18 protein-coding genes and 8 pseudogenes are annotated in these 23,298 nt (G+C 71.3%); 13 read left to right on the top strand and 13 right to left on the bottom strand.

The features are described 5' to 3' along the window. Positions 1 to 4: 4 nt before the first annotated feature. The 4 genes and pseudogenes from LRS04_RS15870 to LRS04_RS15855 form a co-directional block, all read right to left on the bottom strand. Entirely contained in the window at positions 5 to 1,225 is a 1,221-nt protein-coding gene (locus LRS04_RS15870; protein WP_257817179.1) for a xanthine dehydrogenase family protein molybdopterin-binding subunit, read from the bottom strand. Between the two features lie 484 nt (positions 1,226 to 1,709). Further along, a pseudogene (locus LRS04_RS15865) lies at positions 1,710 to 2,165 on the bottom strand (molybdopterin cofactor-binding domain-containing protein); the annotation flags it as partial. A gap of 62 nt (positions 2,166 to 2,227) precedes the next feature. Beyond that, positions 2,228 to 2,707 carry a (2Fe-2S)-binding protein gene (locus tag LRS04_RS15860; RefSeq protein ID WP_257817178.1) on the bottom strand — a complete coding sequence of 160 codons (480 nt, stop codon included), beginning with the start codon at positions 2,705 to 2,707 and terminating at the stop codon, positions 2,228 to 2,230. 215 nt (positions 2,708 to 2,922) lie between these two features. Continuing rightward, positions 2,923 to 3,609, bottom strand: a pseudogene (locus tag LRS04_RS15855) (phytanoyl-CoA dioxygenase family protein); the annotation flags it as partial. A 167-nt stretch (positions 3,610 to 3,776) separates the two neighbouring features. Between LRS04_RS15855 and LRS04_RS15850 the strand changes: the two are divergent. Beyond that, positions 3,777 to 5,747 carry a PQQ-binding-like beta-propeller repeat protein gene (locus LRS04_RS15850; protein WP_257817177.1) on the top strand — a complete coding sequence of 657 codons (1,971 nt, stop codon included), beginning with the start codon at positions 3,777 to 3,779 and terminating at the stop codon, positions 5,745 to 5,747. Here the strand turns inward: LRS04_RS15850 and LRS04_RS15845 are convergent. Then, positions 5,744 to 6,025, bottom strand: a complete 282-nt coding sequence (locus LRS04_RS15845) for an alpha/beta hydrolase domain-containing protein (RefSeq protein WP_257819146.1) — start codon at positions 6,023 to 6,025, stop codon at positions 5,744 to 5,746. The genes LRS04_RS15850 and LRS04_RS15845 overlap by 4 nt on opposite strands. A 25-nt stretch (positions 6,026 to 6,050) precedes the next feature. Here LRS04_RS15845 and LRS04_RS15840 point away from each other — a divergent pair. The 5 genes and pseudogenes from LRS04_RS15840 to LRS04_RS15820 all read left to right on the top strand — a co-directional run. Then, positions 6,051 to 6,926 (top strand): annotated as a pseudogene (locus LRS04_RS15840) (acyl-CoA dehydrogenase family protein); the annotation flags it as partial. Further along, positions 6,877 to 7,248, top strand: a complete 372-nt coding sequence (locus tag LRS04_RS15835) for an acyl-CoA dehydrogenase family protein (RefSeq protein ID WP_308238362.1) — start codon at positions 6,877 to 6,879, stop codon at positions 7,246 to 7,248. The pseudogene LRS04_RS15840 and the gene LRS04_RS15835, both read left to right, overlap by 50 nt. 60 nt (positions 7,249 to 7,308) lie before the next feature. Then, positions 7,309 to 7,515, top strand: a pseudogene (locus LRS04_RS15830) (acyl-CoA dehydrogenase); the annotation flags it as partial. A 106-nt stretch (positions 7,516 to 7,621) separates the two neighbouring features. Continuing rightward, positions 7,622 to 8,068 (top strand): acyl-CoA dehydrogenase family protein, encoded by a 447-nt coding sequence (locus LRS04_RS15825; RefSeq protein WP_257817176.1) that lies wholly within the window; start codon positions 7,622 to 7,624, stop codon positions 8,066 to 8,068. Next, a pseudogene (locus tag LRS04_RS15820) lies at positions 8,068 to 8,429 on the top strand (acyl-CoA dehydrogenase family protein); the annotation flags it as partial. The gene LRS04_RS15825 and the pseudogene LRS04_RS15820, both read left to right, overlap by 1 nt. A 135-nt stretch (positions 8,430 to 8,564) precedes the next feature. Here LRS04_RS15820 and LRS04_RS28085 read toward each other — a convergent pair. Together LRS04_RS28085 and LRS04_RS15810 are read right to left on the bottom strand one after the other, a co-directional pair. Further along, complete coding sequence (locus LRS04_RS28085) at positions 8,565 to 8,930, bottom strand: SDR family oxidoreductase (RefSeq protein ID WP_374577214.1); 366 nt, start codon at positions 8,928 to 8,930, stop codon at positions 8,565 to 8,567. Further along, positions 8,821 to 9,369 (bottom strand): annotated as a pseudogene (locus LRS04_RS15810) (SDR family NAD(P)-dependent oxidoreductase); the annotation flags it as partial. The pseudogene LRS04_RS15810 and the gene LRS04_RS28085, both read right to left, overlap by 110 nt. Positions 9,370 to 9,452: 83 nt before the next feature. Between LRS04_RS15810 and LRS04_RS15805 the strand changes: the two are divergent. The 7 genes and pseudogenes from LRS04_RS15805 (at position 9,453) to LRS04_RS15775 (ending at position 16,471) form a co-directional block, all read left to right on the top strand. Beyond that, positions 9,453 to 10,659: pseudogene (locus LRS04_RS15805) on the top strand (acetyl-CoA C-acetyltransferase). A 2-nt stretch (positions 10,660 to 10,661) separates the two neighbouring features. Then, positions 10,662 to 12,776 (top strand): 3-hydroxyacyl-CoA dehydrogenase NAD-binding domain-containing protein, encoded by a 2,115-nt coding sequence (locus LRS04_RS15800; RefSeq protein ID WP_257817174.1) that lies wholly within the window; start codon positions 10,662 to 10,664, stop codon positions 12,774 to 12,776. 33 nt (positions 12,777 to 12,809) lie between these two features. Further along, positions 12,810 to 13,496, top strand: coding sequence for a fumarylacetoacetate hydrolase family protein (locus tag LRS04_RS15795; RefSeq protein ID WP_257817173.1), 687 nt, complete (start codon positions 12,810 to 12,812; stop codon positions 13,494 to 13,496). 31 nt (positions 13,497 to 13,527) lie between these two features. Continuing rightward, positions 13,528 to 14,256, top strand: a complete 729-nt coding sequence (locus LRS04_RS15790) for a cytochrome P450 (RefSeq protein WP_257817172.1) — start codon at positions 13,528 to 13,530, stop codon at positions 14,254 to 14,256. A 13-nt stretch (positions 14,257 to 14,269) separates the two neighbouring features. After that, the gene (locus LRS04_RS15785) at positions 14,270 to 14,809 is read left to right on the top strand and encodes a cytochrome P450 (RefSeq protein WP_257817171.1); all 540 of its coding nucleotides are present in this window, start codon (positions 14,270 to 14,272) and stop codon (positions 14,807 to 14,809) included. Next, on the top strand, positions 14,806 to 15,666 hold the full coding sequence (locus tag LRS04_RS15780; protein ID WP_257817170.1) for an alpha/beta fold hydrolase: 861 nt from the start codon (positions 14,806 to 14,808) through the stop codon (positions 15,664 to 15,666). The genes LRS04_RS15785 and LRS04_RS15780 overlap by 4 nt, the downstream gene beginning before the upstream one ends. Before the next feature lie 31 nt (positions 15,667 to 15,697). After that, a complete protein-coding gene (locus LRS04_RS15775; RefSeq protein WP_257817169.1) occupies positions 15,698 to 16,471 on the top strand; it encodes an SDR family NAD(P)-dependent oxidoreductase in 774 nt (257 codons plus the stop codon). 3 nt (positions 16,472 to 16,474) lie between these two features. Here LRS04_RS15775 and LRS04_RS15770 read toward each other — a convergent pair whose 3' ends face one another. The 6 genes and pseudogenes from LRS04_RS15770 to LRS04_RS15745 all read right to left on the bottom strand — a co-directional run bounded on the left by LRS04_RS15770 (position 16,475) and on the right by LRS04_RS15745 (position 23,283). Further along, positions 16,475 to 17,266, bottom strand: a complete 792-nt coding sequence (locus LRS04_RS15770) for an SDR family NAD(P)-dependent oxidoreductase (protein ID WP_257817168.1) — start codon at positions 17,264 to 17,266, stop codon at positions 16,475 to 16,477. A gap of 16 nt (positions 17,267 to 17,282) precedes the next feature. Continuing rightward, a complete protein-coding gene (locus LRS04_RS15765) occupies positions 17,283 to 18,440 on the bottom strand; it encodes an acyl-CoA dehydrogenase family protein (RefSeq protein WP_257819142.1) in 1,158 nt (385 codons plus the stop codon). Between the two features lie 48 nt (positions 18,441 to 18,488). Further along, positions 18,489 to 18,986 carry a VOC family protein gene (locus LRS04_RS15760; RefSeq protein WP_257817167.1) on the bottom strand — a complete coding sequence of 166 codons (498 nt, stop codon included), beginning with the start codon at positions 18,984 to 18,986 and terminating at the stop codon, positions 18,489 to 18,491. Positions 18,987 to 19,096: 110 nt separating this feature from the next. Further along, positions 19,097 to 21,289: pseudogene (locus tag LRS04_RS15755) on the bottom strand (indolepyruvate ferredoxin oxidoreductase family protein); the annotation flags it as partial. Further along, positions 21,190 to 22,596 (bottom strand): hypothetical protein, encoded by a 1,407-nt coding sequence (locus tag LRS04_RS15750; protein WP_257817166.1) that lies wholly within the window; start codon positions 22,594 to 22,596, stop codon positions 21,190 to 21,192. The gene LRS04_RS15750 and the pseudogene LRS04_RS15755, both read right to left, overlap by 100 nt. Before the next feature lie 48 nt (positions 22,597 to 22,644). Then, a complete protein-coding gene (locus LRS04_RS15745) occupies positions 22,645 to 23,283 on the bottom strand; it encodes a hypothetical protein (protein WP_257817165.1) in 639 nt (212 codons plus the stop codon). Between the last annotated feature and the right edge of the window lie 15 nt (positions 23,284 to 23,298).

Here is a 23,298-nt window from a genome sequence, read left to right as displayed (position 1 = left end):
CGCCTCAGGCCCAGGCGAGGTCCTGCTTGCGGAGCGGCGTCTGCCGGACCCGCTTTCCGGTCGCGGCGAAGATCGCATTGGTGATGGCCGGCCCGACCGGCCCCACCGGAGGCTCGCCGGTCTCGCTGAACCGCTCGCCGTTCGACACGCCGCCGAAGTGGATCCTGAGCGTCGGGACATCGCCCAGGCGGACCATCGGGTACTCGTGGAAATTCCCCTCCACGACGCGGCCGTCCCGGATTGTCAGCTCCTCGTTCAAGGTCATGTTCAGGCCGAAGATCGCCCCGCCCTCCAGTTGGGCGAGAACGCCGTCCCGGTTCATGACGCTGCCCGGATCGAACGCCAGGTCCAGCTGCCGGACGCTGAGCTCGCCGGCCTTCGAGACCTCGACGCGCGCGACCGCCGCCACCGTGGTGCCCGCGCCGGGCTTGCCGCGCCCCGCCCAGTTGGAGATCGCCACGCCGCGGCCCTGCCCGCGTGGGAGGGGTTCGCCCCAGCCGGACTGGGCGGCGACCTCCCGCAGGCAGTGGGCCCAATGCGGATCGGGCCAGGCGGCGAGCAGGCGCAGGCGATACTCGAGCGGATCCTGTTTCGCCGCCGCCGCGCACTCGTCGATGAAGCTCTCGATGATGAAGGCGTTCGAGTTGTAGCTGGGCCCGCGATAGGGCCCGGTGAGCAGGTGGATCGGCAGCGCGTGCGTCTCCATCTGCACATTGGGGATCACTGTGGCGTAGACGCTGTCGCTGAGCCCGGTGAGGCTGTAGCCCGCCCCGGCCGCCCTGGCCCGAAGGGCGCCGGGCAGGCCGTCGGCGTCCAGGCGGGCGGTCAACCTGGCCGCCTCCATCGGGCGGTAGCGGCCCTGGCGCATGCTCTCCTCGCGCGACCAGATCACATGCACGGGCCGGCCGTTCGCCTTCTTCGCCACGGCGACCACCATCCGCACGTCGTTGCCGTACACGCGCCGGCCGAATCCCCCGCCCACATAGGTCGGGTGAACATGGACCTTGCGGGGGTCCATGCCGGTCTCCTCAACCGCGACGCAGAAGGCCGCCTCCGAGTGCTGCGAGGGGTGCCAGAGGTCGACGCGGTCCGCCGTCACCTGCGCCGTGCCGTTCAGCGGCTCCAGGTTCACATGGTCGCAGTAGGGGGTCAGGTAGGCGCCCTCGACGAGCGGGCCCTCGCCGGACGCCAGCGCCTCCGGCGCGCGCCCGGTGCTCAGCAGCACGTTGCCGGGCCTTTCGCAGGCCCGGGCCGCCGCCTCGTAGAGCTGCTCGGTGGATCGCCATTGCGCGCCGGGGCCGTCCTCCCAGACGAGCGGCAGCGCCTCCAGGGCCGTGCGCGCCTGCCAGTAATGGTCGGCCAGCACCGCCACGCCGCTCTGCGCCGCGCTGTTGACCATCGGCAGGGGGCGGCTCGAAGGGGAGAGTCGAGCGCGGTTCGGACGGGTCGACGACCACCACCCCATGCACGCCCGGGAGGTTGCGGATCGCCTCGAAGTCGTAGGACTTCAGCCGGCCGCCATGCACCGGGGCCTGCATGAGCGCCGCATAGAGCATCCCCGGCAGGCGCACATCCATGCCGAACTGGGCCTTGCCCTCCACGATGGCGGCGTTGTTCAGCTTCCCCGGCACGGCCCTGCCGAGCAGCGTCCACTCCGCGCGGGGCTTCGGCTCCGGCTCGCGGTCCAGCACGACCCCGGCCGCACGCCCGGCGACCTGGCCATAGCGCAGCGTCCGGCCGCTCGGCCTGTGGGTGAGGATGCTGTCCTTCGCCTCGATCTCGCTGACCGGCGCCTTCCAGACCTGGCCCGCCGCCGCCTTCAGGCGCTCGCGCGCGCTGGCCCCGGCCTGCAGGAGCGGCTTCAGCTTGGCTTCCGAGGTCGAGCGGCCCGCGAAGAACCCGAGCCGCGGGTCTGTCCGGGAATAGACCCGGCCCTGGGCGAAGTTGCGGTTGGCGGAGGCCGATTCGGCGCGGATGTGCGGCCAGGCGCAGTTCAGCTCCTCGGCGACGGTCATGGCGCACTGGGTCATCACGCCGTTACCGACCTCCGGGCTCGGCACCTGCACGGTCACGGTGTCGTCGGCCGCGATCGTCACCCAGGGGCAGAACTCGCCGGCCGCCCCGTCCCTGCCCGCCGCGACGGCGCCGGCCACGCCGAGCGACATGCCGCCGCCGACGGCCAGGACGCTGACCACGAAGCCGCGGCGGTTTAGGCTCACGACGCCGGTCATGACGGCCGGCCCGGCCGACCGGCGCCCAGGGCGTCCGCGGCGCGGTGGATGCCGGCGCGGATCCGGAGATAGCTGCCGCACCGGCAGATGTTGGTGATCGCCGCGTCGATCTCCGCGTCCGAGGGTCGAGGGTTGTCCTTCAGCAGCGCGGCCGCGGCCATCAGCACGCCGGTCTGGCAGTAGCCGCATTGCGGGACGTTGAGCTCCACCCAGGCCGCCTGCAGCGGGTGCCCGCCATCCGGCGACAGACCTTCGATGGTCGTGACGCTTACGCCCTCGAGGGCGCCGAGGGGCGCCTGGCAGGACCGGACTGCGGCCCCGTCGACGTGCACCGTGCACGCGCCGCACTGGGCGACGCCGCAGCCGTACTTCGTGCCGGTGAGCCCCAGGTGATCCCGCAGCACCCACAGGAGCGGCGTTGTCGGGTCGGCGTCCACCTGCTGCCGTACGCCATTGACGGAGAGCGTGACGCCCATCGGCTGGTCCTCGAGACTGACGGCTCGCGGCGCGCCGGCCGCGGCGCGGCTAGGGATAGACGGTCGGGAAGTTCGGATGGTCGAAGGTCTCGTACGGGACGAGGCCCAGGTTGTCGGTGTTGAAGTTCTGCTGGCCGGTGTACCGCGTGCGGCCGGAGAAGCGGTAGCTCGACATCGCCCAGCGCACCTTGTCGGTCTGGTTGACCCCCCGAGGCGTGCCAGGTGAGGCAGTGGTGGAAGATCGCGTCACCCTGGGCCAGTGGCCGGGGCGTGGACTGCGTGTGCCGCTCCCAGAGCTCGGGATAGATGTCGCGGGCGTCCTCGGTGGCGACCAGGCGGCCGCCGGGCATCTCGCGGTGCGAACCCGTCAGATGGGTCATCGGACCCATCTCGGTCGTGATCGGCACGAGCGCCAGCCAGAACTGTACCGCCTCCGCCCGGTCGATCGGCAGGGCCGGGAAATCCTGGTGCCAGCCCAGCGGGCGGCTGTGGCCGGAACTCACCGGATATTTGACGTGCAGGGTCTCGGAGAGCGGCTTGATCGACGGCACCTTCAGGAACCGCGCCGCAGCTTCGCCGAACTTGCGCTGGGTCACATAGTTGAACATCCACGGATCGTCCTGGCGGATGCCGAACGTGCCCCGGGGACGCTTCAGCACGCCCTCGATCGCGGCCACGAACGCCTTCTGGTCGGCGGGATCCCGCGGCCAGTCGCGCCAGCGCAGGCCGCTCCAGTCCATGTAGCGGGCGATCACGCGCTCGCAGAGCTCGGGGTCGACGAAGTTGGGGACGCTGACCCAGCCCTGCTCCCAGAACGTGACGATCTCCGCCTCGGTGATGTCGCGGATGCACCGCGAGAGGTCCTCGCCGGCAGCGGAAGCCGGAGCCAGGCCGGGGGACATGAGGGCGGTCATCCGGTGGCGGCTCCCTGCACCGGCCCCTAGGCGGCCGGCGTTCTCTCATTTACCATCCGTTCGGTAGAATGGTCAACGGCGGGCGGACGGTGCGATGGCGGGTACCAGGCGGCGGAACAGGTTCGCGGCGGCTCTGGCCAGCTTCCTCGTCCTGGGTGGGTGCGCGCTCCAGAACGGCGCGCCTGCCGCCGCCGACGCCGGCGCGTCGGCCGACCCGGCGAACTGGCCGTCGTACGGCCGCACCCCCCGGGTCGCAGCACTACAGCCCCCTGCAGCGGATCGACCCCGGCAACGTCGCCCGCCTCGGCCTCGCCTGGTCCTACGACCTTCCCCCGGGCAACAGCGTCTCCGCGCCGGTCGCCCACGAGGGGGTCGTCTACACCGCCACCGGCTACAGTGTGGTCACGGCGCTGGACGCCGCGACCGGCCGGGAACTGTGGCGCCATGATCCCCGGACCGCTGAGGCCGCCGGCTGGAAGCTGCGGCGCGGCTGGGGGAGCCGCGGGCTCGCCTACCGGGACGGGCGGATCTTCGTCGGGACCCAGGACGGACGGCTGATCGCCCTGGACGCGCGCAGCGGACGCCCGATCTGGAGCGCGATGACGGTCGGCAAGCATGACCAGCGCTACATCACCGGCGCGCCGCTGGTCTTCCGCGACAAGGTGCTGATCGGCCACGGCGGCGCCGACGCCGGCAAGACCCGCGGCTATGTCACCTGCTACGACGCGGCGACGGGCCGGCAGCTGTGGCGGTTCTTCACCGTCCCCGGCGATCCCGCCAGGGGGTTCGAGGACGAGACGCAGGCGATGGCGGCCGCGACCTGGTCCGGCGAATGGTGGAAGGGTGGGGGCGGCGGCACCGTCTGGAACGCCATGTCGTACGACCCGGAGCTGGACACGGTCCTGATCGGGGTCGGGAACGGCCAGCCGAAGGACCATGGCATCCGCAGCCAGGGAAAGGGCGATAACCTGTTCCTCGCCTCGATCGTCGCGCTGGACGCCGAGACCGGAGCCTACAGGTGGCACTATCAGGTGAACCCCGGCGAGAGCTGGGACTACACGGCCACCATGGACATCGAGCTCGCCGACCTGGCCCTTGGCGGCCGGGTCCGAAAGGTGCTCCTGCACGCCCCGAAGAACGGCTTCTTCTACGTGGTGGACCGGACCAACGGCCGGCTGATCTCGGCCGAACCCTTCGCGAGGGTGACCTGGGCCACGCGGATCGACCTCGCCACCGGCCGGCCGGTCGAGAATCCCGCCGCCCGCAGATACAGTGAGGCGCCGTTCGAGCTCTGGCCGGCGCCGACCGGCGCCCACCCCTGGCTGCCGATGGCGTTCAGCCCGAGGACCGGCCTCGTCTACCTGCCGGTCAGCGAGCGGCCGGTGATCATGGGCGGCGGCGAGGGCGGCTCCGATCCGCAGCTGCCGGGCAGCGACAGGAGCCGGCTGGTCGCCTGGGACCCCGTCCGGCAGCAGGCGGTCTGGCAGGTCGACACTCCCGGCATGTGGGGCGGCGGCGCCATCGCCACCGGCGGCGGGCTGGTCTTCCAGGGACAGATGGACCAGCTGTTCAACGCCTATGACGCCCGGACCGGCCGGCGCCTCTGGTCGTTCGACGCCCGCGCCCCGGTGATCGCGCCGCCGATCACCTACGAGGCCGGGGGCGTGCAGTATGTCACCGTCCTGACCGGCTTCGGCGTCAGCGCCGCGGTGTTCGGCCGGACCAACCAGGCCTTCAACCTCGACTACCGCACCATGCAGCGCCGCGTCCTGACCTTCGCCCTCGGGGGCAAGGCCGCCCTTCCCCCCCTCGCCCGACCCGCTCCCGCTGGCGGCGGCGGACGACCCCGGCTTCGCGCCCGACCCTTCGCGGTCGGCCCGCGGCAAGGCCGCCTACCGATCGACCTGCCACCTCTGCCATGGGATGAACGCCATCGCCGCCGGCGCGGCCCCCGACCTGCGCGCGTCCGGCGCCTCCCCGACCGCTCCGTCTTCCACGCGATCGTGAGGGAGGGCGCCCTGCTCACCCAGGGCATGCCGCGCTTCGACGACCTGCCGGAAGAGACCGTCGAGGACATCCGCTTCTATCTCCGGACCCGCGCCCGCGAACTGCCGGCCCCCGCTTAGGGAACCGGCGCCGCCCGCGCCTGCGCCTTCAGCGCCTCGTCATCGACCGCCGGCGGATGAGGAAGTAGTGAGGCGCCGCGTCCTGCGAGTTCACGGCGAAGCCCCCTGGCCGGGTAGCTGGTGGTCCGGCCGACGCCGGCATGGATGATGAACGCGTCATGGGCCGTGGCCTGCTGCGGATGATCATTGACGAAGGCCGTCAGCCGACAGGCCGACTGGGAGTTTCCGTCGCCGATCACCTGCTGCACGGTGAGCGGGCTCGCTCCCGGTCTAACGATCGCGCCGTCGACACCGGTGCAGAAGATGAGTTATCAAACCACCGTTTGGCTGATACGGCTGGGCAGCGCGTTCGCAGGGAGGTGGCTCTTGAACTTCGATTTCTCTGACGACCAGAAGCAGCTGCAGTACCAGGTCCGGCGCTACCTGACCGAGAAGTGCCCTCCGAGCGTCGGCCGCGCCGTGCTCGAGGGGGGCGAGCCCTTCGACCGCCAGCTCTACCGCGGCCTGGGCGAGCTGGGGGTGCTCGGCGCCGCCATTCCCGAGGCCTACGGCGGCGTCGGCCTGGGCCACACGGAACTCTGCCTTATGGCCGAGGAGCTGGGCCGGGTGCTGGCGCCCGTTCCCGTGGCCTCGTCCATCTATCTGGCGGCCGAGTTCCTCCTGCAGGCGGGGTCCGAGGCCCAGAAGCAGGCGCGGCTTCCGGGTCTGGCCTCGGGCGACGCGGTGGGGACCTTCGCCTTCGTCGAGGGCGCCGGGCGGATGACCGCCGACAAGGTCCACGCCACGGTGACCGACGGACATCTCTCCGGCGTGAAGTCCCCCGTGCCCGACGGATACGGGGCCGATCTCGCGGTGGTCGCGGCCCGCTCCGGCAAGGGCCGGGGCGAGGCCGCCGTCTCCCTGTTCCTGGTCGACCTGCGCGGCCCCGGCGTGACCCGCGAGCCGCTCCAGACCATCGACCCGGCCCACGGCCATGCGAAGCTGACCTTCGACCGCGCGCCGGCCGAACCGCTGGGCGCGGAGGGCGACGGCTGGCGCATCGCCTCCCAGGTGATGGACCGCGCGGCCATCCTGACGGCCTTCGAGCAGCTCGGCGGCGCCGACCGGGCGCTGGAGATGGCCCGCGACTATGCGCTGGAGCGGATGGCCTTCGGCCGCCAGATCGGCTCGTTCCAGGCGATCAAGCACATGCTGGCCGACATGTACGTCTCCGCCACCCTGGCCCGTTCCAACGCCTATTATGGGCGCCTGGGCGCTGGCCACGGGCGCGGCCGAGCTGCCGATCGCGGCCGCGACCGCGCGCGTCTCGGCGAGCGAGGCCTTCCAGCACTGCGCGAAGAACAACATCCAGGTGCACGGCGGCATGGGCTTCACCTGGGCCTTCGACTGCCACCTGTTCTACCGGCGGGCCAATGCGCTGGCCCTGTCGCTGGGCTCGCAGTCCACCTGGGAGAGCCTCCTGATCGAGCGGATGCGCGCCGCAAACACCGAAGCGGCCTGACGGCCCGACCAAGACAGGAATTGAGGGCCCTCCGGGGGAGGGCGCTCCGAGGAGACGCTCATGGACTTCGACGACACCCCGGAAGAAGCCGCCTTCCGCGCCCGCGCCCGGGCCTGGATCGACGCCAATGCGCCGAAGGCGCTGGAGCCGGAGCTGAAGCGGGCCGGCTTCGCTTCGATGGGGGTCGAGAGCGTGGATCCGCTGGCCGCGGCCAAGGCCTGGCAGAAGAAGAAGGCGGACGCCGGCTGGGCCTGCCTGCACTGGCCGAAGGCCTATGGCGGGGCCGCGGCGAGCCCGATCGAGCGGGTCATCTGGGGGCAGGAGGAGGGCGTCTACGGCGCGCTCGGCGCCCCCGTTCATCATTGGGCACGGCATGTGCGGCCCCACGGTGATGGCCTGGGCCGCGGAAGAGCAGAAGCGCGCGCTGCTGCCGCCGCTGGCGTCCGGCGAGGAGATCTGGTGCCAGCTGTTCTCGGAGCCGGCCGGCGGCTCCGACCTTGCCGGCCTGCGGACCAGGGCCACCCCCGCCGACGACGGCTCGGGAGACTGGATCGTGTCCGGCCAGAAGATCTGGACGAGCGGCGCCCAGCACTCCCAGTGGGGCCTGCTGATCACCCGGACCGACGTTGACGTGCCCAAGCACAAGGGCCTGACCATGTTCTTCCTGCGCATGGATTGCCCCGGCGTGGAGATCCGGCCGATCCGCCAGGCCAACGGCCAGTCCGGCTTCAACGAGGTCTATTTCACCGACGTCCGCATCCCCGACGCCCAGCGTCTGGGTGCGGTGGGCCAGGGTGGGAGGTGTCGCTCACCACCCTGATGAACGAGCGGCTGTCCATCGGCTCGGGCATGTCCACCGGTTTCCCGGAGCTGTTCCGGTTCTGCATGGAGGCCGAGATCGACGGCCGGCCGGCGGTAGACGACAGCGCCGTCCGCTCGCAGCTCGCCCGCTTCGCCGTCCGGCAGAGCGGGCTGAAGTACACCGGCATGCGCGCGATCACCGCCCTCTCCAAGGGTCAGACCCCGGTCCCGAGAACTCCATCGGCAAGCTGGTCGCCGGCGCGACGATGCAGGAGCTGGCGATGTTCGCCCTCGACCTGCAGGGTCATGGCGGCGTGGTCGAGGGCCCCGACAGCCCCATGGACGCCCGGTTCCAGGCCATGCTGATGCGCTCGCCCGCCACCCGGATCGAGGGCGGCTCGGACGAGATCCTGCGCAACATCATCGCCGAGCGCGTGCTCGGCCTGCCCGGCGACATCCGCGTGGACAAGACCGTCGCCTTCAAGGACATCCCCCACCAGCGGCCCCCGCAAGACCTAGGCGACGCTCGGACCGTTGGTGCGGCCCATGCCCGAGGCGACCATCAGCTGGGTCCGGGCGCCGCCGTCGACGACGATGTCGGCGCCGGTGATGAACCGCGCCTCCGGCCCCGCCAGGAAGGCGATGGCCGCGGCGGGATCCTCCGGCTCGCCCACCCGGCCGAGCGGATTTCGCCCCACCGTGGCGGGGTTGGGAGCCGACGGCGAGCCTGGGCCGCCGCTCAGGCCGGTCCGGGTCGTCCCCGGGGGAGACGGTGTTGGCGCGGATTCCGTCGGGGCCCCAGTCACAGGCCAGCTGGCGGACCAGCATGACCAGGGCGGCCTTGCTGGCGGCGTAGGCGCCCAGCGCCGGCGTCGGCTCATAGGCGGCGATCGACGCGGTGGCGACGATCGCCCCTTGCGCCTGCTTCAGCATCGGGTGGGCCGCCCGGGCGAGCAGCCAGGTCGCGCGCGTGTTGATGGCGAAGACCAGTTCGTACTGGTCGAGGCTGATGTCGAGCAGGGAGCCGCGAAGCACGACGCCAGCATTGCTGACCAGGGCGTCGAGGCCGCCGAACGTCTCGGCCGCCTGGACCACGCGGGCCGGCGTCGCCGGATCGGCCAGGTCGACGACGCACGTGATCACCTCGGCCCCCGCGGCGCGCAGTTCGCCAGCGGCGGCCTCGAGCATCGCGGCCGCCAGGTCCGCCAGGACCAGGCGCGCGGGCCCCCTCCCCGCGCGCCTGGGAGTCGGCGTTGAGGCGACGCGCCGTCGCCAGTCCGATCCCGCTCGCAGCGCCCGTGACGATCGCTCGCATTCCACCTCTCCTCCGCAGGGTCACTTCCGCTTGCAATCTACCAAACGAGCGTTAGTTTTGCGACCTCTCCCTGTGTGTAGGAAGGCCGATGAACGACGCCCTGATCTATGACCATGTGCGGACCCCCCCGCGGGCGGGGACGCCCCGACGGATCCCTGCACGAAGTCACGGCCGTGGAACTGGCGGCGGCGCCGCTCCGCAGCCTCGCCGCGCGCAACGCGCTGGACACCACGCTGATCGACGACGTCGTCTACGGCTGCGCCCAGCCGGTCGGCGAGCAGGGCGGCAACATCGCCAGGGCGGCCGTCCTCGCCGCAGACTATGCGGAGTCGGTCGCCGGCCAGCAGGTCCACCGGTTCTGCGCGTCGGCCCTGGAAGCCGTGAATGCGGCCGCCGCCCAGGTGATGGTCGGGGCGTCGCAGGCGGCTGTCGGCGGCGGCGTGGAATGCATGTCGCGGACCTACATCGGCGCGGACACGGGGGCCTGGTCCGCTGACCCCTGGCGCAGCTACCACAGCTACTTCACGCCGCAGGGCATCGGGGCGGACCTGATCGCCACCCTGGACGGCTATTCGCGCGAGGACGTGGACGGCTACGCCCTGGAGAGCCAGCGCCGGGCGGCCGACAGCCAGCGGTCAGGCGCCTTCGACCGGTCGGTGGTTCCGGTCGTGGACATCATCGGCCAGGTGGTCCTCGACCGCGACGAATACCTGCGGCCCAACACCACGATGGAGTCCCTCGGCGGCCTGAAGCCGGCCTTCGCCGCCATGGGGGCTGCGGCCTACGACGCCATCGCCCTGCAGCGCTATCCGCAGGTGGAGGCCGTCGAGCACGTCCACACCGGCGGCAATTCGAGCGGGATCGTCGACGGCGCCGCGGCGGTGCTGGTCGGCAGCGAGGGCTTCGGCAAGGCGGCCGGCCTGAAGCCGAGGGCCCGCATCCGGGGCTTCGCCAGCCTCGGCTCGGAGCCGACCATCATGCTGACGGCCCCGGCGGACGTGTCGCGCAAGCTGCTGGCGCGGCTCGGCATGACGGTGGACGACGTGGACCTCTTCGAGATCAACGAGGCCTTCGCCTCCGTGGCGCTGCGCTTCATGCGCAGCCTCGACCTCGATCCGGCCCGGGTGAACGTGGCCGGCGGGGCCATCGCGCTCGGCCACCCGCTGGGCGCCACAGGCGCGATGATCCTCGGCACCGTCCTGGACGAGCTGGAACGCCGCGACCTCAACACCGCCCTGATCACGCTCTGCGCCGGCAACGGCCTGGGCACCGCCACTCTCATCGAGCGCGTCTGACCATGACCGACTTCCTCAGCCTCGACGTTGTCGACGGCGTCGCCACCCTGCGGCTCGACGACCGGGACGCGCCGGTGAATACGGTCTCACCGGGCTGGCTGGCGGCGATGACCACCGCCTTCGAGCGCATCAAGGCCGACCCCGCCGTCACCGGCGTGATCGTCAGCTCCGGCAAGCCCGACTTCATGGCCGGCGCGGATCTAAAGTTCATCCTCAGCCACGCGGCCGCCATGACGCCGGCCGACGCCTACGGCTTCAGCCAGCAGGCCACGGCGCTGCACCGGCTCGTGGAGACCTGCGGCAAGCCGGTGGTCGCCGCGATCGGCGGCTTCGCCCTGGGCGGGGGCTTTGAGCTGGCGCTGGCCTGCACCCACCGCATCGTCGCCGACAGCCGCAAGGCCGTGGTCGGCCTGCCGGAGGTCAACGTCGGCCTCCTGCCGGGCTCCGGCGGCACCCAGCGCCTGCCGCGGATGATCGGGGTCGCCAAGGCCCTGGAGGTTCTGCTGGAGGGCCGCAACTACGCCCCTGCCGAGGCCCTGGCGGCCGGCCTGGTCGACGCCGTGGTCCCCCCGGACCAGCTGATGGCCGCCGCCCATGCCTGGCTCGCCGGCGCGCCGGACCCCACGCGCCCCTGGGACCGCAAGGGCTTCGCGATTCCCGAGTCGGACGGCCTGCTGAAGCAGTCAACGGCCGGCCTCTTCACCCAGCTCTCGGGCCAGCTACTGGCCCGCTACGGCCGCAACTACCCGGCCCCGATCGCCATCCTGACCTGCGTCTTCGAAGGGGTGCAGACGCCTTTCGAGACCGGGCTGCGGATCGAGAGCCGGCACTTCGCCCGCCTCCTGACCGACCCCGTCAGCCGCAACATCATCCGCACCACCTTCGTCAACAAGGGCCTGGCCGAGAAGGGCGCGCGCCGCCCGCCGGGCCATGAGCAGGCGACGGTGCGGAAACTAGGCGTCCTCGGCGCCGGGATGATGGGGGCGGGCATCGCCTTCGTGGCCGCCAAGGCAGGCATCGAGACCATCCTGCTCGACACCTCCCAGGAGCTCGCCGAGAAGGGCAAGGCCCACTCGGCCCGCATCCTCGCCAGGGAGGTCGAGCGCGGCCGGACCACCCGGGAGGCCGCCGACGCGATCCTGGCCCGCATCACCCCCACCACCGACTACGGTGACCTGGCCGGGGCCGGCCTGGTGATCGAGGCGGTGTTCGAGGACGCCACGGTCAAGGCCGGGGTCACGGCCAAGGCCGCCGCGGCGATCGCGCCGGACGCCCTCTTCGCGTCCAACACCTCGACCCTGCCGATCAGCCTGCTGGCGAAGTCCTTTCCGCGGCCGGCGGACTTCATCGGCCTGCACTTCTTCTCGCCGGTCGACCGGATGGCGCTCGTCGAGGTGATCATGGGCCAGGACACCAGCCAGGCGGCGCTGGCCCGGGCCCTCGACTTCGTGACCCAGATCCGCAAGACGCCAATCGTCGTCAACGACAGCCGCGGCTTCTACACCAGCCGGGTGTTCCAGACCTTCATCCACGAGGGTATGGAACTGCTGCGCGAGGGCGTCTCGCCGGCTCTGATCGAGAATGCGGCAAAGCTGGCCGGCATGCCGGTGGGGCCGCTGGCGGTCACCGACGAGGTGACGCTCGAGCTGCCGATGAAGATCGTCCGCGAGGCGGAGGCCCAGGACCCGGCCTTCCGGCGCCCGACCTCCATGGAGGTCATGGAGACCATGGTGGAGGGCCTGGGCCGGGCGGGCCGCAAGGCCGGCGCCGGCTTCTACGACTACCCCGCCGACGGGCCGAAGCGCCTTTGGAAGGGCCTCGCCAAGCACTTCCCTCCGGCGGACGAGCAGCCCGACGTGCAGGAGATCAAGACCCGCATCCTGTACATCCAGGCGCTGGAGACCGCGCGCTGCCTCGAGGAAGGGGTCCTGACCCACCCGGCGGACGGCGACCTGGGCGCCGTGCTGGGCTGGGGCTTCCCCACCCTGGGCCGGCGGGACGCTGTCCCTGATCGATACCGTGGGCGCCGCCGCCTTCGTCGACGAATGCGACCGGCTGGCGCAACGCCATGGCGCCCGCTTCGCCCCCACGGCCCAACTCCGGGAGATGGCCGCTGAGGGCCGCTCCTTCGCCTACTGAGGTCCGAGCCCATGAGCGCCTTCGCCTTCCCGCCGCCGCCTGTCGTCTCGGTCCCCGTCGAAGGCCGCGCCGAGGCCTTCCCCGTCCGCCGCATCCTCTGCGTCGGCCGCAACTACTGGGCGCACCGCAAGGAGATGGGCGCTGCCGACGACGACCGCGACCCGCCCTTCTTCTTCGCCAAGCCGGCCGACGCGCTTGTCCCGCCGGGCGCGCCGGTCCCCTACCCTTCGGCGACCGGCGCCCTGCACCACGAGATCGAGCTGGTCGTCGCGCTCTCCAGCGGCGGCGCGGACGTCTCGCCCGACCGGGCCCTGGAGCTCGTCTTCGGCTATGCGGTGGGCGTCGACCTGACGCGCCGCGACCTGCAGAACGCGGCCAAGGCGAAGGGCCAGCCCTGGGAGAGCTCGAAGGCCTTCGACGCCTCCGCGCCGATTTCGGCCGTCCGTCCCTGGCGGGGGGACCCGCCGCGGGGCCGCATCGCGCTCTCGGTGGACGGGATCGTGCGCCAGGATGCGGTCGTCGCGGACATGATCTGGAACGTCGCCGAGGTCATCTCCCAGGCCTCCACGCTCTGGACGCTCGCGCCCGGGGATCTCATCTTCACCGGCACGCCCGAAGGCGTCGGCGCCGTGGAGCGCGGCGCGACGGTGGAAGGCGAGGTGGAAGGCGTCGGCGCGCTGCGGTTCCAGATCGCGTGAGCCCCGGAGACCACGAACGCCGGGGAGCCGCATGACCGAACCAGCCGCCGCCCCGGGGACGGGCCTTGACCGCGACCTCGCGCGCCTCCTGGGCTCCGACCCCGACGCGATGGTGGACCCCTATCCGCTTTGGGCCCGCCTTCGGCGGGAGGCCCCGGTCCACGCCTTCTCCAACGCCTACCTGTTCAGCCGCAACCTCAGCATCCGTGAGCTGATCAACGATCCGCGGGCTGCCCACGGGGCCTATGCCCACGGCAAGCGCGCCGCCGCGATCCGGGCCGGTCATTCGCCAGCCGGGCAGAAGGCGTTCGACGAGGTGGCGGCCTTTGAGGCCCTCTACCTCAGCCGCACCGACGGCGAGGCCCACGTGCGCCTGCGCCGGATCGCCCAACGGACGTTCACCGCGCGGCGCATCGGCCAGATCGAGGCGCTGATCCAGGCGGCGACGGACGCCTACGTCGACGGCCTCGCCGGCCAGGCGACGGCGGACATCATGCCGTTCGCCTACGGCCTCCCGCTGAAGATCATCGGCGGCATGCTGGGCGTGCCTGACGAGGACCTGGAGAGGGTCCACGCGTGGTCGAGCAAGCTCGGCCGCAATCGCGGAGGCGCCGAGGAGCCCGCCCTGCTCGAGGCGCACGCCGCCCTGCTCGAGTTCCGCGCCTACGTCGAGGCGATGATCGGGGCGCCTCCGCGCCGACCCGCCCCGGGAGGAAGGCCTCAGCCTGATCACCGACCTGCTGGAGGCCAACGCCGGTGACGCGCTCAGCGACGTGGAGCTCTGCGCGATGTTCGTGGTCCTGCTGTTCGCCGGCCACGAGACCACCACCAACCTGATCGGGACCGGCCTGCTTTCGCTGCTGCAGCACCGCGACCAGTGGGACCTGCTCTGCGCCGAGCCCGACCTCATGCGGCCGGCCGTCGAGGAGCTCGTTCGCTACGTCTCGCCGGTCCAGTATCTTGGCCGCCACATGGTCGCGCCGGTGGAGATCGAGGGAATCCGGCTGGAGGCCGGGGATTCGGTCCTGCTGATGATCGCCGCCGCGAACCGCGACCCGGAAGTCTTCGATGATCCCGATCGGCTGAACATCCGGCGCGAGGGAGGGCAGTTCCATCTGGGCTTCGGGATGGGCGCGCATGTCTGCCTGGGCTCCCACCTGGCCCGGATGGAGGCGGTGAGCGCCTTCCGCGCCCTGAGCGCCCGCTATCCGGACCTGAGCCTGGCCCGGGTCGACCTGGCATGGCGGGGCAACGCCAAGCTCCGCAGCCTGGCGGCGCTGCCGGTCCACCTCGGCGCGGCGCGGACCGCATGAGCGGCGCGATCCCACCGGCGCCGCGCGGCGTCGCGTTCCGCGGGGCCGGCGGCCTCACCGTGGCGGGGGACGCCTACGGCCCGGCCGAGGGCGCACCCGTCGTCCTGCTGCACGGCGCCGGCCAGACGCGCCATGCCTGGGGCGAGACCGCCAGGGCGCTCGCGGCGCGCGGTTACCATGTTGTGTCCCTCGACCTTCGCGGCCATGGCGACAGCGCCTGGTCCGACTATGGCGACTACACGCTGTCGGCGCTGCTGACCGACCTGCGCGCGGTGCTGGCCACGCTGGGTCGGCCCGCGATCCTGATCGGCGCCTCGCTCGGCGGCCTCACCGCCCTGCTGGCGGCCGGCGAGGGCCCGCACGCCCGGATCCGGGCCCTGGTGCTCGTCGACGTGACTCCCAACCCCGATCCGGCCCGCGTGGCGCCGATCCGCGCGTTCATGGCCGCCCACACCGGGGGTTTCACCGATGTCGAGGAGGCCGCGGCCGCGGTGTCCGCCTATCGACCCGGCCGCGGCCCGCGGAGCGACGTCTCCGGCCTGCTCAAGAACCTGCGGGTGCGCAACGGGCGACTGCACTGGCACTGGGATCCGGCCCTGGTAAGTTCGATCTCTGGCCATCTCGAGGGCGCGCGCCGGCTCGTGGAGGCGGCCCGGCAGGTGACGGTTCCAACGCTGCTCGTCCGGGGCGCCCACAGCGAACTGGTCGGAGAGCAGGACGCGGCCGAGCTGGAGGACCTGATCCCGCACGTCGCCGTCGTGACGGTCGACGGCGCGCGCCACATGGTCGCCGGCGACCAGAACACCGAATTCGGAGCCGCACTGCTGCAGCACCTCGAGCGCGTCGCGCCGCCGTGACGCCCTGCCCATCGACATCCCGGAGGACCGCGTGACCTATCCCCTGCCGAACGCAACGGCCGACCTGTCCGGCCAGACGGCGCTCATCACCGGCGCGTCGTCAGGCCTGGGCCTGCGTTTCGCCCAGGTCCTGGCCGCGAGCGGCGCCAGGGTGGCGCTGGCCGCCCGGCGCGCCGACCGCCTGGAATCCATCGCGGCCGAGATCCGCGCGCGCGGCGGCGAGGCGGCGGTCATCCCGATGGACGTCTCCGACCACGCCCAGCTGATCGGCGGGGTCGCGGCGGCCGAGGCGGCGCTCGGGACGGTGTCCATCCTGGTCAACAACGCCGGCGTGCCGGATGCGCAGCGGGCGCACAAGATGTCGATCGAGCTGATCGACCTCCTGCTGGGCGTCAACCTGCGCGCGCCGTACATCCTGTCCTGCGAGGTCGCCCGCCGGCTGATCGCCGCCGGGCGGCCGGGGCGGATCGTCAACATCTCCTCGATCACCGCGTTCAACTACCAGGGGGAGGGCGCGGCCCTCTACTCGACCACCAAGGCCGCCATCGTGCGGATGACCGAGACGCTCGCCGTCGAGTGGGCGCGCTACAACATCAACGTCAATGCGATCGCGCCCGGCGCCTTCGGGTCGGAGATGATGGACGGAATGCTCGACCGGATGGGCGACATCACCCAGGCCTTCCCGCGCAAGCGGCTGGGCGACGCGGCCCAGCTGGACAGCACCCTCCTCTACCTGGCGTCGCCGGCCTCGGACTTCGTCACCGGGACCTGCATCAAGGTGGACGACGGCCAGAACAGCCGCTGACGCTCAGGGCGTGAGGTATCCGCCGCTGACGTGCAGCGTCTGGCCCGTGACATAGGCGGCGCTGTCGCTGGCCAGGAAGGCGCACATCTCGGCGACCTCCACGGGCCGGCCCAGCCGCGGGATGGCGAGGCGGCGCCTCAGCTCCTCCTCCGACATCGGCCAGTGGGGATAGTTCACGGGGTCGCGGGTGGTGTCCATGATCCCAGGCACGACGACGTTCGAAGTCACGCCATCGGCGCCGAACTCCATGGCGATCGCCTTCATCAGGCCGAGCAGGCCGGCCTTGGCGGTGTTGCAATGCGCCCGCGTGGCCGCGCCATTGTACAGCTCCGGCCGCTGCCCGTCCGGGCCGCCGACCAGGATGATCCGCCCGAAGCCGCGCTCCCGCATGCCCGCGAGCACCAGGCGCGACAGGTAGAAGGACGCCGACAGGTTGCTGCGCAGGATCCCGTCCCACTCCTCGACCGTGAGCTCGAGGAAGTGGCGCTTCGGCCGGCGCGAGGCGTTGGAGACCAGCACGTCGACCGGGCCGAGGGTTTCGACGGCCCGCCCGACCATCCGCTCCACGTCGGCGGGATCGGCCACGTCGCCGGACACCACGGCCGCCTTGCGTCCCAAGGCCCGGACCAGGGCCGCGGTCTCCTCGAGCGCCTCAACGTCGGTATGGCCCGCGACGGCCACTTCCGCGCCCGCGCCCGCCAGGGCGAGCGCGATCGCCCGCCCGAGGTTGCGGCTGGCGCCGGTGACCAGGGCCACGCGGCCCTGCAACGCATCTGCGGCGATGGCGCCCGGCATCCTCGCTCCCCCTGTCTCAGAACGAGCGCGGCAGGCCCATCTGCTCGGCGATGACGTTGCGGGCCATCTCGTCGGTGATCGGTCCGATCCGCTGCAGGCGGCTGTCGCGCCAGTACCGCTGCATGTCGGTCTCGGCCGAATAGCCCATGCCGCCGAGGATCTGGATGCCCATGTCGGCGCACTTGTTGCTCTGCTCTGCCGAATAGACCTTCAGGGCGGTGCTCTCGACGATCGACGGCTTGCCCATGGTGCTCTTCCAGGCGCAGTCCATCAGCATGCACTCCACCGCATACTGGGCGATCTTCATGTCGGCGATGTAGTGCTGGATCGCCTGGAACTGGCCGATCGGCCGGCCATAGGCCTTGCGTTGCTTGGCGTAGTCCAGGGCGTCCTCGATGACCCCGTCGATATAGCCCAGGCAGAACGCGCTCATCAGCAGGCGTTCGTTGTTGAGCGTCGGCAGCAGCATGTACCAGGCGTCATCCGGCTTCCCGAGCACCAGGTCGTCCGGCACGAACACGTCGTTCAGGTGGATGCTGCAACTGCCCATCGAGCGCATGCCGAGCTTCTTCAGGGGCGTGATCGTGATGCCCTCGCTCTTCGCGGGCACCCAGAACAGCGTCAGGCCCTGGTGGTTCTTCTGGACGTCCTTGTTGGTGCGGGCTAGGAGCAGCAGGTAGTCGGCGACGTGGGAGTTGGAACTCCAGATCTTCTCGCCGGTGATCCGCCAGCCGCCGTCGACCCTTGTGGCGTTGGTCCGCATCGCCCCCAGCACGTCGGTGCCGCCGCCCGGCTCGGTGAGCGCGATGGCGGCGCGGAGCTCACCGGCGGCGATCTTCGGCAGGAAGCGCTGCTTCTGCTCCTCCGTGCCGTAGACCCCAATCGACTTTCCGCCGGCGAAAGAGGTGATGCCCCAGAGCCAGGCGAGGCCCGCCAGCGGCCGCCCGAGCGCGCGCGCCAGCAGCACCTGCATGACGATGTCGCCGCCCATGCCGCCGTACTTCTCGTCGATCCCGATGCCGTGGAAGCCCGCGCGGGTGAACTTGTCCCAGAGCTCGAACGGGTAGTTGTCCTCATCCCGCTCGAGGTCGCGCGCCCAGGCCTTCGGCATCTCCGCCGCGATGTAGCGCTCGACCGAGTCGCGGAAGGCGCGGTGCTCCTCGCCCAGTTCCATGTCCACTCAGCTTGTCTCCTCCGTTCGGCGGCCGTTGATCGGCCGCGCTTATTCTGCGGGTTCGGCGACCTTTGCGCCGGCGGGGTGCCACTTGCCGTCGTCGTGCGATTCATAGGGCGCGGCGACTTCGATGAGGACCCCGTGGGCGGTGGTGGCGCCGACCCAGCCCCACTTCTGCCAGGGCATCTCGGGATCATGGTTGATGCCGCCGATCACGTCGACGCCCTTGGCGCGCATGGCGTCGAGGGAGGCGGGAAGGTCGGGGGTGGTGATGCAGATGTGGTGGATGTGCTCGCCCTTCTTGGCGAGCCGCTGGCCGAGCTTGGTGTCCGGGTCGGGCTGCATCAGCTGGATCTCGACCCCGTGGTCGGAGACGAAGGTCGCCCAGCTCATCTTGTCGCCGCCGCCGTCGGTCTCGTCATATCGGACGATCCGCTTCTCGAGCTGCTTGGGATCGAGCACCGACAGGATCTTGCTCCAGTCGTCGACCGCCTTGTCGAGATCGTGCACCAGGAATGAAATGTGGGCGATGGGGCCGCTCGGCATGACCTGCTCCTTGTCTCGCTGGCGTTCCTGCCAAACGTTTGGTCGTTGACTCCACCTTAGCCGAGATTTGGTCGGAGGGAAGCCGCAAAGCGGCCAGCCCTGCCGCGACGTCAGCCCGCGGCCTGGAGCGATGTCTCCCGCGACCGGCGGGATGGCGGCGCTGCGAAGGCCTGGCGGGCCGCGGCGAGCTTGCTGCGGTAGCTCTCGATCGCGGCGGCCTTCACCGGCCCGTACCCCCGAACCTCATCGGCCAGGCCGAGCAGTCGGACAGCCGACGGCAGGTTCGAGGCCGTAAGTCCGGCAAGCACCTCTTCGACCAGCGCCTCGTATTCAGCGATCAGCGCGCGCTCCGCCCGGCGCTCCGGAGTTCGTCCGAAGGGATCGAGCGGCCCGCCGCGCAGCCCCTTCATCCGCGCCAGCAGCCGCAGCCACGGCAGGAGGGTTTGGGCGGCGAAGGCGCGCTTGGCTGCGCGGCCGCCGTTCCGGGCCCCGCCGAGCGTGGGCGGGGCCAGGTTGAAGCTGAGGCGCGCGCCGTCCGCGAACGTTCGTCCTATCTCCGCGTGCAGCGCCGGGTCGGTCAGCAGGCGGGCGACCTCATATTCGTCCTTGTAGGCCAGCAGCCTGGCGTAGTTGCGCACCACGGCGTCGGTCAGGGCGTGGGCTCCGGGAGCGACGCCGCGCTCGGCCTGCCGCACACGGACCACCAGGGCGAGATAGCGCTGCGCATAGGCGGCGTCCTGGTAGCGGGTCAGCAACTCGATCCGACGGTCGATGCGCTCGTCGACCGACCCGCTGAGCGGCAGCCCCTGCACGCTCCGGCCGCCCCGCGCCAGGGCGGCGACCCGCTCGGGGGAGACGGCGAGAAGGCGCCCGAGCCGGAAGGCTTCAAGGTTCATCTCGACCGCCGCGCCGTTCAGCCGCACCGCCTGCTCGATGGCTTCGGCGCTGACCGGCAATACCCCGCGCTGCGCGGCCACCCCCAGCAGCAGCATGTTCGAGGCGAGGCTGTCGCCGGTCAGTGACAGCGCCAGCCCTACCGCGTCCACCGAATGGACGGCCGCCTCGCCGACCAGTCCGGCGAGGCGCGAGAGCAGCAGGCCGGGTTGGACCACGGCGGTGCGGTCGAACTGGAAGGCGATCGTCTGGGCGACATCGCTGTTGGCGATCACCTGCGTCCGGCGGCGCGCTAGCGTTCCGGCCGGCTCGTCGGCGAGCGCCGCCACGAGGTCGAAGGCCAGTAGGGTGTCCGCCTCACCCGGCCCGACACGCGGGGTGTCGAGCGCCGCGGTGTCGCGTCCGACTCGGACGTGGCTGTAGACCGCGCCGTTCTTCTGGGCGAGGCCGGTCATGTCGAAGAGCGACACGGCCAGGCCGTCGAGGTGGGCGGCCATGCCGAGGATGGCCGAGATGGTGATCACGCCGGTTCCGCCGATCCCGGCCACCATCACGTTGTGAGGACGCGCCGACACCGGCGCCGGCGTCGCGGGAGGCAGGCCGGCGAAGGTCGCCGGATCGATCCCGGCGCGCTCCGGCCGCCGCGACTCGGCGCCCTCGACGGTGATGAACGAGGGACAGAAGCCCTTAAGGCAGGAATAGTCCTTGTTGCAGTTGCTCTGGTCGATCGCCCGCTTCAGGCCGAACTCCGTCTCGACCGGCGTGACGCTGACGCAGGTCGACTGGACGGAACAGTCGCCGCAACCCTCGCAGACGGCCTGAGAGATGAACATCCGCTTCGGCGGATCGGGGTAGGCGTTGCGCTTGCGCCGGCGGCGCTTCTCGGCGGCGCAGGTCTGCTCGTAGATCAGCACCGTGACGCCGGGCGTTTCGCGGAGTTCGCGCTGCACCGCGTCGAGCTCGTCACGGTGGCCGATCCGGACTCCCGGCGGAAGGCCCGGGTCGTCCAGGTGCCGCGCAGGATCGTCGCTGAGCAGGACCACGGTCCCGACACCCTCGTGGCGCACCTGCTGGGCGATCTCGGCCACCGAGATTGGTCCGTCCACCGGCTGGCCGCCGGTCATGGCGACCGCGTCGTTGTAGAGGATCTTGAAGGTCATGTTGGCGCCTGCCGCCACGGCGGCCCGGATCGCCAGGCTGCCGGAGTGGTAGTACGTCCCGTCCCCCATGTTCTGGAAGATGTGCGGCGTGCTGTTGAAGGGCGACAGGCCCAGCCAGTTCACGCCCTCCGCGCCCATGTGGGTGGATGTCAGGGACGTCTCGGGCGCGGCATAGCGCACCATCGCATGGCAGCCGATGCCCGACATGGCGAGGCTGCCCTCCGGGATCCTGGTGGACGTGCTGTGCGGGCAGCCGGAGCAGAAGAACGGGGCCCGCTTCGGGGTCGCGGGGTGGTTGGACGCCGGCGTCGCAGGGCCGCCTCCGGCCGCCTGGGGGCGAACGCGAGGGAGCCGGCGGCGCCGAGCCGCGCGAGCCGTCCCGCGATGGCCGCGGCGATCTCCGCCGGGGTGAGCTGCAGAACGGCCGAGAGCAGCGCGTCCCCGGCCTCATCGGCCTTGCCCGTCAGGGAGGGGCCGGCCCGGCGCATTGAACAGCGCCGAGGCCACCTGCGGCTCCAGGAAGGGCTGCTTCTCCTCCACGACCAGGATGGTCTCGTGGCCCGCGGCGAATTCCAGCAGCCCCTCGGTCTCCAGCGGCCAGGTGCAGCCCGCCTTGTAGAGCGAGACCCCGAGCGCCTCGGCCCGCGCGGGGGTGAGCCCCAGGAGGCGAGGGCGCCCAGCACGTCGCTGTAGCTCTTGCCGGCCGTGACAATGCCGAGCTTCGGACTCGCGCTTCGGAAGATCGTCCTGTCGATCCGGTTGGCGCGCACGAACCGGCGCACCAGCGGCAGTCGGACGTCGATGACGATCTGCTCGTTGCGGAGGGGATTGAGATGGTGCCCCGGGCGGATGTTGAACCCTTCGGGCGGCGGCGGGCCACGTTCCGGCGCCACGGGCGAGAAGGCGTCGATGTCGATGTCGACGGTCGCGGTCTGCTCCACTGTCTCGTTGACGCACTTGATGCCGACCCAGCAGCCGCTGTAGCGCGACAGGGCGATACCCATCAGGCTGTACTCGAGGATCTCGCCGACGGTGGCCGGATACAGCGACGGGATCATGGCCGCGGCCATGGCCTGGTCGCTCTGGTGCGAGATCGACGACGACTTCCCCGCGTGGTCATCGCCATAGAAGCAGAGCACCCCGCCCCTCGGATGGCTGCCCGCCGAGTTGCCGTGCTTCAGCGCGTCGCCGGATCGGTCGACGCCGGGGCCCTTGCCGTACCAGGCGGCGAACACCCCGTCCCGCGTGGCGCCCGGAAGGATGTCGATCTGCTGGGTGCCGCGGATCGCGGTGGCGGCCAGGTCCTCGTTCACCCCGGGCCGGAACATGATGTCGGCGGCCTCGAGACGCGCGCTGATCGACCACAGCGCGGTGTCCACCCCACCCAGGGGCGAGCCGCGGTAGCCGGAGATGTAGCCGGCGGTGTCGACACCGGCGCGGCGGTCGACGGATTTCTGCAGCAGCAGGGCCCGGACGATGGCCTGGGTTCCGCTGATGAGGATACGACCGCGTTCGACCGTCCACTTGTCCTCGAGCGTCACGGCGGAAGAGCTCAACGGGGGTTCCTGCGGCATCGGTGTTCCTTCAGGCGCGCCGCACCGCGATCACGAGATCCGCTTGCGGTAGTCGTCGATCGGGGTCTTGCCCGACTTGAGGTCGGCGATGATCTGGTCGATCTCCGCGTCCGAGGGCTCGCGGTTGCCGACCATGGCGATGCTGCGCATGGTCGCCTGCAGGAAGAGGACGAACATGGCGTACTCGAGCGTCCCGCGCTCGCCGATGCGGGCCTCCATGCGCTCCCATGTGGGCGCGTCCATTGCGCCAGCGATGGTCTTGCGGATGAACATGGCGAGGAAAGCCTCGTCATCCGTCAAAGCCTCCTCGCGGCCATAGCGGAGTGCTTCGATCGCCTCCATGCGCACACCGGTCGAAAGCGCATCGTTGATGTGCATCTTGGCCACGATGTTGGTCTTGAAGTCCGCCGCCAGCACCTGGTCCACGAACTCACGGTCGGCGTGGGAGTAGCTGTCGCCCCGGTCGCCGAGCGCCCGGAAGATCCGGCCCATCTCCGACATGTGGTTGCTCAGCCGCGGGGCGAGCAGCATCCGCCCGTAGTAGCCTGCGTCCTTCTCCGGGTCCGCCGCGCCGCCGTGCGTGCGGGCGCGCTCGATCACCGACTCATAAGCCTCCAGGTCCTCGGGTCGGATTTCGGAGCGTGGCGGCTGGCGAGGGGGCCAAGGCATGGTGTTCTCCCGTTG

This window comes from Phenylobacterium sp. J367, from assembly GCF_024699985.1.
Lineage (GTDB): Bacteria > Pseudomonadota > Alphaproteobacteria > Caulobacterales > Caulobacteraceae > Phenylobacterium.
This window is presented reverse-complemented; position numbering and strand designations above follow the sequence as displayed.